Here is a 16,321-nt window from a genome sequence, read left to right as displayed (position 1 = left end):
GCCTGTCTAGTGTTTGCTTGAGGATTGCGTCAATTTAAGCAGCTGACGAATATCCTTGGTCAAGGCATCGGTCTGTTCAGTGTCAGATGCGAGCAGTCTCGCATGGCCCAGATTATCAAATATAAACACACCGCGACTGTGCGTCACCTCATAGTTGTTCGGATCGTCACCGGGTTTTGGTTTTTCAATTTGATAAGCCACGCGATAGCGTCTGGCCAAATCTGAAACTTGTTGCTCATCGCCCGTCAGACCAATTGCATTTTTATTAAAGGCGTCAACGTAAGCCTGAAGCATGTCAGGTTTATCTCGATGAGGATCCACGCTAATGAAAAGGATACGCACGTCTCGTGCCTCATCGCCCAAGTCCTGAACGACCTGACTCAACTGCGCCATGGTGGTTGGGCAAATATCCGGACAACTGGCGTATCCGAAAAACAGCAAAACTGTTTTCCCATTTAGATCCTCTTGTGTCAGTGTTTGGTTGCCTGCTGCTTGCAAACTGAAAGAGAGATCTGGAAGGTGACCCGACACATCATAGAGTGACCATTCCGGGGGTTTTTCTGAGCAAGCGAGCAGAGTCAGGCAAACCCAGATCATCACCAAAAACCTGATGCCCATGACGAGTTTGGTCAACCTTGTCATGGCAGGCTTGCGACTTCCTCGGTCATCCCGCTGTGACGAAGGAGGGCGTCGATCGTGGCATCTCGGCCGCGGAACGCTCTAAACGATTCTGACGCGGATCTGAGGCCACCCACGGCGAGAATTTCTTTTTTAAATCTTGCGCCAGTGACAGCATCCAAAGTCGTTGTGGGCACCGAATGCTTTGAAGCGAGGGCTGCTTCTTCAAAAGCAGCATACGCATCAGCCGATAAAACTTCTGCCCACTTGTAACTGTAGTACCCAGCACCATAACCACCCGCAAAAAGATGCGAAAAACTGTGCGGAAATCGATGCCATGGCGGTGGGCGCAGGACGGCAACTTCTGCGCGAACCGCTTCGAGCAACTCAAGCACAGCCTTTATTGGAAGCCCGGTTGGCTTGTTGTGCATCAGCATGTCAAAGAGCGAAAATTCGATTTGACGCACTGCTTGCATCCCGCTCTGAAAATTACGGGCAGCGGTCATTTTGTCGAAAAGCGCTCGTGGCAAGGGCTCGCCTGTTTCGATGTGCGCGGTCAATTGCTCAAGCACCGACCATTCCCAGCAGAAATTCTCCATAAACTGGGATGGCAATTCGATCGCATCCCATTCAACAGCCGCGAAAGCCGATGCCCCAGGCTCATCCACTTCGGATAACAAAGCATGCAGTGCATGACCACTCTCGTGAAAGAGCGTGATCACGTCGTCATGGGTCCAGAGGGCAGGGCGATCCCCTTGTGGCTTAGCAAAGTTGCAAGTGAGGTTGATGATGGGCAATTCGATGTGATCTGACAGCTTGTGCCTTGCCCTTTCGCTATCGACCCAGGCCCCGCCTTGTTTACCGGTGCGCGCGTACAAGTCGAGTAGCAAATAACCAACCTTCACGCCTTGTTTGTTAAGCACCTCAACGGCACGAGCATCCTCATGCCAGGGGCTGAATTCAATCGGATGCAGTTTGACTTCGAACAGGTTTTCGACCACTTCAAACAGACCGGATAAGACGCGAGGCTCGGTAAAATACTGTTTGACCTCATCTTCTGAATAGGCGTAGCGCGTTTCGCGCAAATGCTCTGAGGCAAAGGGCACATCCCATGGTTGCAGATCTGTCAGCGCGAGTTCTTTGGCAGCATATGCGCGCAACTCAGCAAGATCACGCTCAGCAAACGGCTTGGCTCGTGCGGCGAGCTCACGCAAGAATTTGATCACTTCATCGTCATTCTTTGCCATGCGCGTTTGCAAACGCAGTTCGGCAAAGTGTTTGAAGCCCAACAACTCAGCTTCGGCTGCACGCAAATGCAAAGACTCTTCGATTAAGGCAGAATTATCCCAAGCTGCCTCACCAAATTCCGAAGCAACCGTTGCATAGGCCTTGTACAAAGTGTGTCGCAAATCACGATCTTTGGCGTATTGCATCACCGGCAGATAACAAGGCATTTTCAGCGTGACCACCCAGGCTTGCTTTTCTTCGTCGTAGAGTGAATCCAACACATCCTGCGGAACACCCTCAAGTCTTGACGCCTCGGTTAACAGCAGTGACCATTTGTCCTTTGCATCCAGGACATTTTCTGAGAATTTTTGCGACACCTGTGATTGCTTCTCTGAGTTTTCAGCATAGCGCTGTCGAGCATCGCCTTTGAGCTCGACGCCACTTAGTTTGAAGTTTCTCAGCGCTAACTCAATCACCCGCTGGCGCGCAGCGCTCAGAGACGCAAAGCCTGAGCTTGTTTTCATGCGCTGGTACTGGTGATAAAGACCCTCATGCAATCCAACCCAGGTTGAATACTCAGTCACCGGTGCCAGCATTGCATTGTAGGCATCGCGAAGCGCTGGGGTGTTGACCACCGCGTTGAGGTGGCCTGCGATCGACCAAGCACGCCAGAGAGGCCCGCAGGCTCTATCTAGTGGTTCAACGATCGTCGCCCAAGTCGCTGCGACGCTAGGGTCAGCTGCTGCAGTCACAGCTTCGCGGGCTTGGACTAAATACGCAGCAACTGCTTCTTTGATGTCTTCAGGCGTAATCGACGCATAATCGATCAGATCCCGTCCAAACGATGCCAGTGGATTGGGTCTGAGTGACATGTTGATCCTTTGTTGATTCAAAACTATTTTGCTAAGGTTCGCTCTGCAGCTTCAATCGTGTTGACTAAGAGCATGGCGATTGTCATCGGTCCAACGCCACCTGGCACCGGGCTGAGAGCACCTGCGACTTGTTGAACGCTTTGAAAGTCTGCATCGCCGCATAATTTGCCATCTGCACCCCGATTGATACCGACGTCGATGACGACAGCGCCAGACTTGATCATGTCACCCGTGATCATGCTGGGACGACCCGTTGCGATCACGACGATATCCGCATGACGAGTATGCCAACCAAGATCGCGAGTCTTGGAGTTACAAATGGTGACGGTGGCTCCTGCTGCTTGCAATAGCAGGGCCATCGGTTTACCGACTGTATTGCTTGCCCCGACCACGACAGCCACGGCGCCTCGTATCACGACCTGCTCTGACTCGAGCATTTTCATCACGCCGTATGGTGTGCAGGGAATAAAAAGTGGCGCGCCTGTCATCAGCAGTCCTGCGTTACTGACATGAAACCCGTCCACATCTTTACGAGCGGCGATCGCCTCGATCACTCGATGAGCATTGATATGCTTGGGTAAGGGCATTTGAACCAATATGCCGTGAATGGCAGGATCATTATTTAACGCGTCGATCCGGGCAAGTAAATCGGCTTCGCTGAGGCCCTCACCATATTGCTCAACGATCGAGTGTAAGCCCGCCTTTTGGCAAGCCGCCGCCTTGTTGCGAACATAGACCTGGGATGCTGGATCTGCACCAACCAGAATGACCGCCAAGCCCGGTTTGATGCCTTGCTGGATCAGCTTTGCAGTGCGAACGGAAACTTCTTCTTTGATCTTTTCTGCAAGCGCTACACCATCAATGATTCTTGCCGTCATGCAACGCCTTCTGGTTTTGCCAAGGCGACCTTCATGAGATCTGCCACGGTTGTAACTTGAAGTTTTTCCATGATGTTGGCACGATGTGCTTCAACGGTTTTGATACTGATGCCTAAGTCATCAGCAATTTGTTTATTCAGACGGCCGGCGACAATACGCTCTAGCACCTGCTGTTCGCGTGCCGTCAAACGACCCAACATGGCATCGTGACTTCGTTTTGCATGGGCGACCGATAATCTCTGATTGGCCTGCTCGAACATGCGGCTAACGATCTCGCGCAAATCAGTTTCACTAAATGGCTTCTCAAGAAAGTCCACTGCTCCTTTTTTCATGGTCGAGACGGCCATGGGGACATCGCCGTGACCAGTAATGAAGACGATGGGCATGGTTGATTTCCGAGCAATTAATTGCTCTTGCAATTCAAGACCACTCATGCCGGGCATACGAACATCAGCGATGAGCACGCCTGCCTGTTGTTCGTCATATTCAGTTAGAAACGATTCGGCGCTTGGATAAGCGCGCACCCGATAATTGTTGGCTTCCAACAGCCAGCGAAGCGAGTCGCGGACAGCTTCATCGTCGTCAACGATATAGACCGTGCTGGCAACTTGGGCGATATTCATGCAGATAACTCCTCGGACGGGTGGGGCTGGTTTTCGCTGTCAGGTTCAGCACACGGCAGTGTAAAGCAGAAGATAGTACCGCCTTGGGGATTGTTTTCTGCCCACAGGCGGCCGTGATGTGATTCGATAATGGTGCGGCAGATATTTAACCCCATCCCCAAGCCTTCACTTTTTGTACTGAAAAACGGTTCGAATAAGCGATCAGGATCTGCCAAACCATGCCCGCGGTCTATCACTGAAATGCGGATATGCTCGTCCGCTATGATCAATTTGACGATCAAGGTTTCAAGCGACGACTCGTCGGTCGCCTCAAGCCCATTCTTGATCAAGTTCAGCAATACTTGTTCGATCAAAATTGGATCAGCCAAAACATCAGGGACCGCGGTAGGAATTTGGCATTCAATTCGCACATGGCGTTTTCGTGCATGTATTTCGGCAAGGCTGATTGCGTTATCGACGACTTCTTGAATTTGCACGCACTGCCTGTGAGGTTCGCTGCGTTTGACGAAGTCCCGGATGCGGCTAATGATTTTGCCTGCGCGCTCTGCCTGGGCCGCAGCTTTTTCGAGCGCCGGCAAAAGCTTTGTCATGTCAGCGTTTCCTGACTTAATCATGGCAACTGCACCCATGCTGTAGTTGCTGATAGCGGTTAACGGCTGATTGAGTTCGTGCGCAAGCGACGACGCCATCTCGCCCATCGTTGTTAGGCGGCTGGTGATCTGTATCTTCTCTTGTTGTATGCGGGACTCTTCCTCATGACGACGACGCTCAGTAATGTCGCGAGACACTTGCAGTCGCACTCGCCGCCCGTCAGTCCATGCCAACATCCGGTGCTGAACCTCAAACCATCGCTGCACTGACGCCGAGTAGACCTCAACTGACTCGTCTGTGTAGCGACCTCTACGACCCGCGAGCAGCTCTTCATGACCACTGGTTTGAGAACCAAATAATCGCCGATACGTGCGATTAGCGAATAACAGCTCCATCCCATCGGTCGTGTCTGCAGAAACTGAAATCGCATCGTCGAGGCCTTCGAGCACTGTCATGAAGCGCTCATGCGCTGCGGTTAGCGCTTCTCGTATCCGTTTCGGTTCCGTGATGTCGGTCATGGATGTCATCCAGCCAATCTGGATATTTTTTGGATCACGAAGCGGTGATACGTACATCCTTGCTGTAAATCTTGATCCGTCTCGCCGCTGTGTTTCAACTTCGATGCCACTGCTCGGCGTGCGACCGGTCAACATATTGTTGAGAGTCTGTTGATGTAACTCATGTTTTCCTGGCACCCAATAAGGATAAGGCGGTAGCCGCCCGATTAGGTCGGATTCGTTCCATCCCACCATGCGGCAGAACGCTGGATTCACATAAGCGATGCGACCTTGCATATCGAGTACTCGCATGCCGGTCGACATTGAGTCCTCCATTGCACGGCGAAACCCTGTCTCTGCAATCAAGGCGGCTTCGGCCTGCGAGCGGTAGCGCGTGTAGCGCCAAAGCATCAGTAAAGCAATCACGATCACCACTGACAATGCAACAACCACCAGTAGCAAACGGTTTTGTCGCGCCTCTTGGTCAATGGTGACAAACATCACACTACCTTCGTGCAGTCGTTGCAACCAAAAGAAGGCGGCCATGACACAGGCGTATAGACCCAGCACCAGCACGGGCGTGATCCAGTACCACCGACGGGGCTTTAACCGGGGTGGGTCATTAAAGGGAGTTGCGATAATGGTTTTCTGCTCTTGAGCCATACTCAGTTTCCGTCACTGCGTCATTTTAGACGGGTTAGTAAAAATTCTTAAATTTCACAATATGAAATTACATTCCGTAACATGAAATTTTACTTGCTGATTATCAATCTTGTACCTAGAATGCGCAAAAGTGCTTTTTTGCCTTGATGCAAAAATGTTTTTGATAATGTGTCCACAAGCCCATTCGAAAAATTGGTAAGGTCACAACAACGGATAAATCGGCCTCTGCGCCACAGGAGATCGCCATGGCACCACAAGCTGCCGCGTACAACGCTGCCAATGATGTAGACCTGCTCGAGACACAAGAGTGGCTTGACGCGTTGGCTGCCGTTCTGGATAAAGAAGGCCCAGAGCGCGCTCATTACCTGTTAGAGCGCTTAACGGATTTGGCAAGACGCTCGGGCGCAGATATTCCCTATTCAGCAAATACAGCTTATCTGAACACGATCCCAGTTGGCCAACAACCGCCACTGCCCGGTAACCCGGATATTGAAGAGCGCATTCGCGCCTATATCCGCTGGAACGCGATGGCGATGGTGGTCAAGGCAAACAAGCACAACCCGCCGGATGGTGGCGATTTAGGCGGTCACATTGCTTCGTTTGCTTCGGTAGCGACCATGATCGGTTGCGGGCAAAATCACTTTTGGCATGCTGACACGCCCGAGCGTGGTGGTGATCTGGTCTATTTTCAAGGTCACTCGTCCCCTGGTGTTTATGGTCGGGCCTACCTTGAAGGGCGTCTGACTGAGGATCAGTTGAATAACTTCCGCCAAGAAGTTGATGGCAAAGGTCTGTCGTCTTATCCACATCCTAAACTGATGCCTGAGTTCTGGCAGTTTCCGACCGTGTCAATGGGTCTTGGCCCTCTCATGGCAATCTATCAGGCGCGATTTTTGAAATACCTTCATGCCCGTGGGATTGCCGATACCAGTCAACGCAAAGTTTGGGTATTTTGCGGAGACGGAGAAATGGACGAACCCGAATCCTTGGGCGCCATCAGCCTTGCCGCTCGCGAGAAGCTTGATAATTTGATCTTTGTGATCAATTGCAATTTGCAACGACTTGACGGGCCTGTCCGCGGCAATGCCAAAATTATCCAAGAGTTTGAGGGCGAATTTCGCGGCAGTGGCTGGAACGTCATCAAATTGATTTGGGGTGGCTACTGGGATCCTCTGCTCGCCAGCGACAAAGAAGGGATTTTGCGCAAGGTCATGGAAGACACCGTCGATGGTGAGTATCAAGCTTACAAAGCCAATGACGGTAAGTTTGTCCGTGAACACTTTTTTGGTAAGCATCCTAAGTTGCTCGAGATGGTCTCGCGTCTGAGTGACGAGGATATCTGGCGCTTGAATCGCGGTGGTCACGATCCTTACAAGGTTTTTGCTGCTTTCGATGCGGCAACTAAAACTGTTGCCCAGCCAACCGTGATTCTGGCCAAAACAATCAAAGGCTTTGGCATGGGCAACGTCGCACAGGCTAAAAATCCAGCCCATCAACAAAAGAAACTCGATCATGACAGCGTTAAAGAGTTTCGCGATCGCTACAACATCCCCGTTCCAGACGATCAGCTAGATGATCTGCCGTATTACAAGCCGGCAGAAGATTCCCCTGAAATGCTCTACATGCACGAGCGTCGCAAAGCCTTGGGTGGTTATTTGCCCAAGCGCAGAACTAAAGCTGACGAGCAACTCAAAGCCCCAGCGCTTGAGGTATTTCGACCCGTGCTGGATCCGACCGTAGAAGGGCGTGAAATCTCGACTACGCAAGCTTTCGTTCGCATTCTGAACCAAGTGCTGCGCGATAAAGATCTTGGCCCCCGTGTTGTGCCTGTTTTGGCTGACGAATCACGCACTTTTGGTATGGAAGGCCTTTTCAGACAGATTGGTATTTATGCCCCTGAAGGTCAGAAGTACGTGCCGGTCGATCGAGACCAAGTGATGTACTACCGCGAAGCCGCGGATGGCCAGTTGTTGCAGGAAGGTATTAACGAAGCGGGCGCATTCAGTTCATGGATTGCTGCGGCAACGTCCTACTCGACTAATAACCGCATCATGATCCCGTTCTTCATTTATTACTCGATGTTCGGGTTCCAGCGTATTGGCGATCTGGCTTGGGCCGCAGGTGATATGCAAGCGCGTGGTTTCTTGCTGGGTGGCACAGCAGGGCGCACGACACTTAATGGTGAAGGCCTGCAACATGAAGATGGTCACAGCCACATCATGTCGTCGACAATTCCAAATTGCGTATCCTACGATCCAACCTTTGCGCATGAGCTTGCGGTAATCATCCAGCATGGCTTGAAGCGAATGGTTGAAGATCAGGAAAACGTTTATTACTATCTGACCGTGATGAACGAGAACTACGCCCAACCCGGCCTCAAGGCTGGCGACGAAGCAGGCATCATCAAGGGTATGTACAAACTCAAAGCAGGCGGCAAAGCCAAGCTACGCGTGCAGTTGATGGGTTCGGGGACCATTCTTCGGGAAGTCATGGCGGCGGCTGAGTTACTGGAGAAAGATTGGTCAATCGCTGCAGACATTTGGTCTGTGACGAGCTTCACTGAACTGCGTCGAGACGGTTTGGATTGTGAACGGCATAACCTGTTGCACCCAGAAGACTCGCCTCAAATCCCCTATGTCGCGCAATTGCTCGAAAAGACTGCCGGACCGATCATTGCATCAACGGATTACATGAAACTGTTCGCTGACCAGATCCGTCCCTTCATCCCTAGAGGGCGTGATTACAAGGTCTTGGGCACTGATGGGTTTGGTCGTTCTGATTTCCGAGCAAAATTGCGTGAGCATTTTGAAGTGGATAGGCATTTTGTCGTGCTGGCCGCTTTGCGTGCTCTGGCCGATGAGGGCAAAGTACCTGTTGCAAAAGTCGCTGAAGCGATCAAAAAATACGGCATCAATCCTGACAAAGCCAACCCTCAATACGCTTAATTGCGCCTGATTACGTAAAGACGAAGAGACAAACCATGAGCAACGTGACTGCTATTACGGTTCCGGATATTGGGGACTTTGACGCTGTTGAAGTGATTGAATTATTGGTTAAGGTGGGTGACACCATCAAGGCCGAGCAAAGCCTGATTACCGTTGAGTCCGATAAAGCCTCAATGGAGATCCCCGCCTCGCAAGGCGGAGTGGTCAAGTCGATCGAGGTTAAAGTCGGAGATAAAGTGACACAGGGCAGTATTGTGTTGCATGTCGAGGCATCGACGCAGACTGCTGCGCCTGCGGCCGCGGCCGCACCTGCTGCGCCAGCAGTTGCACCCGCGGTTGCCCCCGCGGTTGCAACCACATCTGAACCCGTCGCTGCAGCGGCTGCACCGGTTGCTGCACCAGCGCCGGCGGCTGCACTGGCTTCAGCCCCGGCTGCCGGCAAGCTTGAGATGCCTGCATCGACTGCAGGCTTGCCTCATGCTTCCCCGTCGGTTCGCAAGTTTGCCCGGGAGCTTGGCGTTGATTTGACCCGCGTGTTGGGCTCCGGCCCCAAGCAACGCATTACGCAAGAGGATGTGCAGTCTTTTGTTAAACAAGCGCTGGCTGGTGGTTTAACAGGCGCAGCTACTGCTTCTGCAGGTACCTCCTTAGGTGGTGGGCTTGATCTGCTGCCCTGGCCTAAAGTTGATTTCACCAAATTTGGTGCAATTACCCCTCAGCCGCTTTCGCGAATCAAGAAGATCTCGGGCGCCAACTTGCACCGTAACTGGGTCATGATCCCGCACGTGACCAATAACGACGAAGCGGATATCACCCAGCTCGAAGCCCTGCGTGTAACCTTAAACAAAGAGAATGAGAAAACGGGCATTAAATTGACCATGCTCGCTTTCTTGATTAAGGCGGTTGTCGCTGCCCTGAAAAAATTCCCCGAGTTCAATGCCTCACTCGATGGCGATAATCTCATTCTGAAGCAGTACTACCACATTGGTTTTGCCGCCGACACACCGAATGGTTTGGTGGTGCCAGTTATTCGAGATGCTGATAAAAAAGGCGTCCTGGATTTGGCTCGCGAATCGGGTGAGCTCGCCAAGAAAGCGCGTGACGGAAAGTTGAGTCCCGCAGAAATGCAGGGAGGGTGTTTCTCAATCTCGTCCTTAGGCGGGATTGGTGGCACGAACTTTACCCCCATCATCAATGCGCCTGAGCTTGCAATTTTGGGTGTATCGAGATCCTATATGAAGCCAGTCTGGGATGGTAAGGCCTTCGTACCGCAGTTAACGCTGCCTATGTCCTTGTCCTACGATCATCGCGTCATCGATGGCGCGGCTGCGGCTCGTTTCAATGCTTATCTGGGCAGCTTGCTGACAGATTTTCGCCGTATCGCGCTGTAAGGGGTCACCATGAGCAATCTCATAGCAGTCAAAGTCCCTGATATCGGCGATTTCGATTCAGTTGAAGTGATTGAGGTGTTGGTGGCTGTCGGTGACACCGTTAAGCTCGAGCAGAGTTTGATCACGGTTGAATCTGACAAAGCCTCAATGGAGATTCCAAGTTCCCATACAGGGGTGGTCAAAACCCTGTTGGTGAAAGTCGGCGACAAAATCAAAGAGGGTACGGTGGTGTTGGAGCTTGAAGAGACTGCAGCTTCGTCCGCTGCAACCTCTGCCGCACCTGCACCTGCACCTGCACCTGCACCCGTGCCCGCATCTGCAAACGCGCCAGCACCGGCGGCGGCATCGCCAGCGCCAGCGCCATCAGTAGCTGCACCCCCGATCGTTGTCGCCTCAGCCCCCGCTGTATCCAGCTATACAGGTCAGGTCGACAGCAAGTGTGACCTGATTGTCTTGGGCGCTGGCCCAGGTGGTTATTCAGCCGCTTTCCGTGCAGCCGACCTTGGCCTGAACGTCGTCTTGGTTGAGCGTTATTCGACCCTTGGTGGTGTTTGCCTGAATGTTGGTTGCATCCCCTCCAAAGCGCTTCTGCATACAGCGGCGGTGATGGAAGAGGCTCAGGCCTTAGCCGATCACGGTATTACCTTTGGTAAACCCAAGATTGATCTTGATAAGTTGCGGGCGTTCAAAGATGGCGTCATTGGCAAATTAACTGGTGGTCTGGCTGGTATGGCCAAGGCGCGCAAAGTGACGGTTGTGCATGGCTTAGGTGAATTTGTCAGCCCGCATCACATGACGGTGAAAAACGAAACGGGTAGTCAGACGATCGAATTTAGCCAGGCAGTCATTGCGGCAGGTAGCCAATCGGTCAAATTACCGTTCATGCCAGAAGATGATCGCATCGTTGATTCGACCGGCGCGTTGTTGTTGCGCAGCATCCCTAAGAAGATGCTGATCGTGGGCGGTGGCATCATTGGTTTAGAAATGGGTACGGTCTACTCGGCCCTGGGTGCTCGGCTTGACGTGGTGGAAATGCAAGACGGTCTCATGCAGGGTGCTGACCGTGACCTGGTCAAGGTTTGGCAAAAAATGAATGGGTCGAGATTCGATAACTTGATGCTCAAGACGAAAACTGTCGCCGCGGTCGCTAAAAAGGATGGCATTTATGTCAGCTTTGAGGGCGAAGGTGCACCGAAAGAGGCACAGCGTTACGACTTGGTATTGCAAGCAGTGGGTCGCACGCCTAACGGCAAAAAAATTGCTGCTGACAAGGCGGGGGTAACGGTTACCGATCGAGGTTTTATCGAAGTCGATCGCCAAATGCGCACCAACGTCCCTCATATCTTTGCGATCGGGGACATCATTGGCCAACCGATGCTTGCACACAAAGCGGTTCACGAGGGTCACGTAGCCGCAGAGGTCGCAGCAGGTCAGAAAAGCTTCTTTGATGCTCGGGTAATCCCATCGGTAGCGTATACGGACCCCGAAGTGGCTTGGGTCGGTTTAACCGAAGACGACGCAAAAAAACAGGGCATTGCTGTGACAAAAGGCCTGTTCCCTTGGGCCGCCTCAGGCCGCGCCATAGCTAATGGCCGCGACGAAGGATTCACTAAATTGTTGTTTGATGCAGCCACCCACAAAATTCTCGGAGGTGGCATCGTCGGTACACACGCAGGTGATCTCATCAGTGAAGTCGCACTCGCCATCGAAATGGGCGCGGATGCTGTCGATATTGGCAAGACTATCCATCCTCATCCAACCTTAGGCGAGTCGGTTGGTCTTGCTGCTGAGGCGGCGGAAGGCCACTGCACCGATTTGCCTCCAGTTCGAAAGAAATAGTCTAATTCCGGCCACCGAGTGGCTGGCGCAAGATCGCAGGCGTAGTTTGGCGGGTGAGGGTAAAATCCACTCTCACCCAATTAGCGGCTAAACGACCTGTGTCCCATATTCTGCAACTCTCCGGCTCCAGCGTCCTCTCAACTTTTCGTCGAGAGAAACTTGTTAAACAACTTCAGTCTCTTGGTTTGCCGATTGCAGCAATCCACGCAAGTTTCCAACATTTTGTCTCTTTAGATGAAGCGCCCGCCCGACCGACCCACGAGCGTCTCGTTGCTCTCCTCAATTATGGCGCTCCGTCTGCTCAGGACGACCTAGTAGAGCAAGGTGTCTCACTAACGGTGATTCCGCGTTTGGGCACGATTTCTGCGTGGGCCAGTAAAGCGACTGATATCGCTCATAATTGTGGCTTTTTCACCGTTCGCCGCATTGAACGAGGGGTCAAATACACCTTGATCCCAGAGCGGAGCTGGTTAAAAGCCAAGGCACTGAGTGCCGATATGCTCGCGCTGGCTGCATCGTGTTTGCACGATCGGATGACAGAAACCGTGGTCGATGAACGCTTTGACTTTGGTCAATTATTTGTGTCTCTTCCCGGCAAGCCTATGCTGACTGTGCCCGTGGTAGCTGAAGGTCGAGCTGCCTTGATTAAAGCGAATAGCGATCTCGGACTCGCGCTGTCTGACGACGAAGTCGATTATCTGGCAACAGCTTTCACTGAGCTAAATCGTGATCCGACCGATGTCGAGTTGATGATGTTTGCACAAGCAAACAGTGAGCATTGCCGTCATAAGATTTTTAATGCTCAGTGGGTTATCGACGGTGAGCCACAACCAAACACCCTGTTTGGCATGATTCGCGCGACTCACGCAGCTCAGCCTCACGGTACCGTGATTGCCTACTCTGACAACGCTGCTGTCATGGAAGGCGGCCCAGCCTTGCGCTTTCAAGCCGCCATTGCGACAGAGCAGACTGCACCGATTTATGCTGCCCATCAGCAGCTCGTTCACACGCTGATGAAAGTTGAGACCCACAATCATCCCACAGCCATTGCGCCGTTTGAAGGCGCTGCAACCGGTTCAGGCGGTGAGATCCGCGATGAGGGTGCCACTGGCAGAGGTTCTAAGCCCAAAGCTGGTTTAGCCGGGTTTACCGTTTCGCATCTCAGATTGCCCGGCGCGCCACGCCCCTGGGAGTCTGATCACCACGGTAGCCCTGACCGTATCGCCTCACCCCTGTCCATCATGACTGAGGGCCCCCTGGGTGCTGCAGCCTTCAATAACGAGTTTGGTCGTCCGAACTTGCTGGGCTACTTTCGCTCATACGAGCAAACAGCTGGCGACACGAAATGGGGTTATCACAAGCCCATCATGATCGCGGGTGGTCTCGGTAGTATCGACGGCGGTTTGACCAAGAAAAACATCATCCCGCCGGGTGCTTTGTTAATTCAATTGGGTGGACCCGGTTTGCGGATTGGCATGGGTGGCGGTGCGGCATCAAGTATGGCTGTCGGTACCAACAGCGCCAAGTTGGATTTTGATTCGGTACAACGTGGCAACCCAGAGATCGAACGTCGTGCCCAAGAAGTCATAGATCGTTGTTGGCAGCAAGGTGATCAAAATCCGATTATTGCCATTCATGATGTTGGGGCAGGTGGCTTGTCCAATGCTTTCCCCGAACTCGTGAATGATGCGGGCCGGGGCGCTCGGTTCGATTTGCGCCGCGTACCGCTTGAAGAGTCCGGTATGTCGCCTGCTGAAATCTGGAGTAACGAGTCTCAAGAGCGATATGTACTTGCGATATCACCAGAAGATCTTGAGCGTTTTAGAGATATTGCGACACGCGAGCGTTGTCCGTTCTCCATCATTGGTGTCGCCACAGAAGAGCGGCAGTTGCAAGTGGTCAACGGTGAAGGCGTAACAGGTCTGGATCAGCTTCAGCCGCAACAAAGTGTGCGACCCGTTGATGTGCCAATTGACGTCATCCTCGGCAAAGCTCCCCGCATGACACGTGATGTCAAACGCTTACCTGGCGCATCTGAAGCATTAGATTTAACGCTGATCACCTTGGACGAGGCGGCGACGCGCGTGCTTCAGCACCCAACCGTTGCAAGCAAAGCGTTTTTGATTACCATTGGTGACCGTACCGTAGGCGGGCTGTCTAGTCGTGACCAGATGGTTGGCCCCTGGCAGATTCCGGTGGCCGATTGTGCGGTGACGCTGGCTGATCACGACGGCACTCGCGGCGAAGCCATGGCGATGGGTGAACGCACGCCGCTGGCCGTGATCAATGCGCCTGCCTCAGGTCGGATGGCTGTTGCCGAGGCCTTAACAAATCTGGCGGCTGCGGATGTCGCAAAACTCGAAGACATTAAGCTGTCCGCCAACTGGATGGCCGCCTGCGGTGCGCCAGGACAGGACGCGGCTTTGTATGACACTGTGTCTGCTGTCAGCGAGCTATGCCAAAAAGTCGGCTTATCTATCCCAGTTGGCAAAGACTCTTTGTCTATGCAGACTGCCTGGACTGAAGGCGATGAATCCAAACGGGTCATTGCGCCCGTGTCCTTGATTGTGACGGCCTTTGCACCTGTTAGTGATGTGCGCCAGACGTTGACACCGCAATTAAGAACTGATTTGGGGCCAACCAGCTTAATCCTTATCGATCTTGGCCTTGGTAAGCATCGCATGGGCGGCTCTATCCTCGCTCAGGTCTGCAATCAGGTCGGTGAACAAACTCCTGATATCGACGATGCTGAGCTGTTGAGAGTGTTTTTTGTCACGATCCGCGCGCTGGCACAATCAGGTGTGGTCTTGGCCTATCACGATCGATCCGACGGCGGCCTGTTTGCTGCGGTATGCGAAATGGCTTTTGCCGGCCACGTTGGGGTGTCGGTCAACCTGGATATGTTGACGATAGACCCTTATGCAGCAGATTGGGGTGATTACAAAATTCGACCCGAGCAGGTCGCCGTGCAGCGTGATGAACTAACCCTTAAGGCTTTATTCACTGAAGAGGCTGGTGCCTTGATTCAAGTGCCCGTAGCCGAGCGCGACGCCGTGCTGCAGGTGCTGCGAGCGGCCGGGTTATCCGCTACATCACACGTTATTGGTGGTTTGAATCAGCAAGACGAAATCGAGTTTTATCGCGATGGAAAAAAAGTCTGGGGCCGTCCGCGCGCTGCACTAGGAAAAATCTGGGGCGAGGTCAGTTACCAGATTGCCCGTCAAAGAGAAAACCCGGATTGCGCGCAAGCAGAGTGGGATATTTGGGCTGATATGCAAGACCCAGGCATGACACCCCTGGTGACATTTGATCCCCAACAAGATGTTGCTGCACCATTTATCAATCAGGGTGCAAGGCCTCGCGTCGCTATTTTGCGAGAGCAAGGGTGCAATAGCCAGGTTGAAATGGCTTGGGCGTTTGATAAAGCCGGGTTTGAAGCATGGGACGTTCACATGACTGACTTGCAAAATGGCTATACGGATCTTTCGCTGTTTCAAGGTCTGGTCGCGGTGGGTGGTTTCAGCTATGGCGATGTTCTGGGGGCGGGCGAGGGCTGGGCGCGAAGTATTTTGTTCAATACTCAATTGTCAGATCAGTTCGCCGACTATTTTGCCAGACCGGATACTTTTGGTTTAGGGGTGTGCAATGGCTGCCAGATGCTGGCGGCTCTGGCCAAAATGATTCCTGGTGCCGATTATTGGCCACGATTTACCCGCAATCAGTCCGAAAAGTACGAAGCGCGTTTCTCCATGGTTGAAGTGTTGCAATCGCCGTCGTTATTCTTTGACGGGATGCAAGGCTCGCATATCCCGGTTGCAGTGGCTCACGGTGAAGGTTTTGCTAACTTCAGTCAACAAGGCGATGCAGCTAAAGTAGTGGTGGCTGCACGGTTTGTTGATAATCAAGGCGTGGCCACTGAACGATATCCGTTTAATCCCAACGGCAGTCCCGGCGGTTTGACCTCGGTGACCACTGAAGACGGACGTTTCACTGCGTTGATGCCACATCCAGAGCGGGTCACCCGCAACGTGATGATGTCTTGGCATCCAGCAAAATGGGGTGATAAGGATTCAGTCGGTGCCTATACGCCTTGGATGAGATTCTTTCAAAATGCCAGAAAATCCTTAGGCTAAAACCCAAGGGGTCGGTGCACAGCGTAATAAGTCGTCCGGGTTGC

General features: G+C 52.7%; 9 protein-coding genes. 4 read left to right on the top strand and 5 right to left on the bottom strand.

The window, feature by feature from the left end:
* Nucleotides 1-6: 6 nt before the first annotated feature.
* Genes BCM14_RS03035 through BCM14_RS03015 form a run of 5 tightly spaced genes read right to left on the bottom strand, consistent with a single transcriptional unit; the run spans nucleotide 7 to nucleotide 5,969 of the window.
* The gene (locus BCM14_RS03035) at nucleotides 7-597 is read right to left on the bottom strand and encodes an SCO family protein (protein ID WP_375318464.1); all 591 of its coding nucleotides are present in this window, start codon (nucleotides 595-597) and stop codon (nucleotides 7-9) included.
* Between the two features lie 41 nt (nucleotides 598-638).
* Entirely contained in the window at nucleotides 639-2,717 is a 2,079-nt protein-coding gene (locus BCM14_RS03030) for a M3 family metallopeptidase (RefSeq protein ID WP_106226510.1), read from the bottom strand.
* A gap of 23 nt (nucleotides 2,718-2,740) precedes the next feature.
* Entirely contained in the window at nucleotides 2,741-3,595 is an 855-nt protein-coding gene (gene folD / locus BCM14_RS03025) for a bifunctional methylenetetrahydrofolate dehydrogenase/methenyltetrahydrofolate cyclohydrolase FolD (protein ID WP_106226509.1), read from the bottom strand.
* Nucleotides 3,592-4,218, bottom strand: a complete 627-nt coding sequence (locus tag BCM14_RS03020) for a response regulator transcription factor (protein ID WP_106226508.1) — start codon at nucleotides 4,216-4,218, stop codon at nucleotides 3,592-3,594. The genes folD and BCM14_RS03020 overlap by 4 nt, the downstream gene beginning before the upstream one ends.
* Nucleotides 4,215-5,969, bottom strand: coding sequence for a PAS domain-containing sensor histidine kinase (locus BCM14_RS03015; RefSeq protein ID WP_106226507.1), 1,755 nt, complete (start codon nucleotides 5,967-5,969; stop codon nucleotides 4,215-4,217). Before BCM14_RS03015 ends, BCM14_RS03020 begins: the two co-directional genes overlap by 4 nt.
* Nucleotides 5,970-6,214: 245 nt before the next feature.
* On the opposite strand from BCM14_RS03015, the gene aceE reads away from it, so the two are divergent.
* The 4 genes from aceE to purL all read left to right on the top strand — a co-directional run bounded on the left by aceE (nucleotide 6,215) and on the right by purL (nucleotide 16,277).
* Nucleotides 6,215-8,914 (top strand): pyruvate dehydrogenase (acetyl-transferring), homodimeric type, encoded by a 2,700-nt coding sequence (gene aceE, locus BCM14_RS03010; RefSeq protein WP_106226506.1) that lies wholly within the window; start codon nucleotides 6,215-6,217, stop codon nucleotides 8,912-8,914.
* Between the two features lie 35 nt (nucleotides 8,915-8,949).
* Nucleotides 8,950-10,305, top strand: coding sequence for a dihydrolipoyllysine-residue acetyltransferase (gene aceF / locus BCM14_RS03005; protein ID WP_106226505.1), 1,356 nt, complete (start codon nucleotides 8,950-8,952; stop codon nucleotides 10,303-10,305).
* A 9-nt stretch (nucleotides 10,306-10,314) separates the two neighbouring features.
* Complete coding sequence (gene lpdA, locus BCM14_RS03000) at nucleotides 10,315-12,144, top strand: dihydrolipoyl dehydrogenase (protein WP_106226504.1); 1,830 nt, start codon at nucleotides 10,315-10,317, stop codon at nucleotides 12,142-12,144.
* Between the two features lie 98 nt (nucleotides 12,145-12,242).
* Entirely contained in the window at nucleotides 12,243-16,277 is a 4,035-nt protein-coding gene (gene purL / locus BCM14_RS02995) for a phosphoribosylformylglycinamidine synthase (RefSeq protein ID WP_106226503.1), read from the top strand.
* The last annotated feature ends 44 nt before the right edge of the window (nucleotides 16,278-16,321 follow it).

The organism is Jezberella montanilacus (genome assembly GCF_003003055.1).
Lineage (GTDB): Bacteria > Pseudomonadota > Gammaproteobacteria > Burkholderiales > Burkholderiaceae_B > Zwartia > Zwartia montanilacus.
The sequence above is the reverse complement of the archived record's forward strand: the minus strand, read 5'-3'. Positions and strand labels throughout refer to the sequence as shown.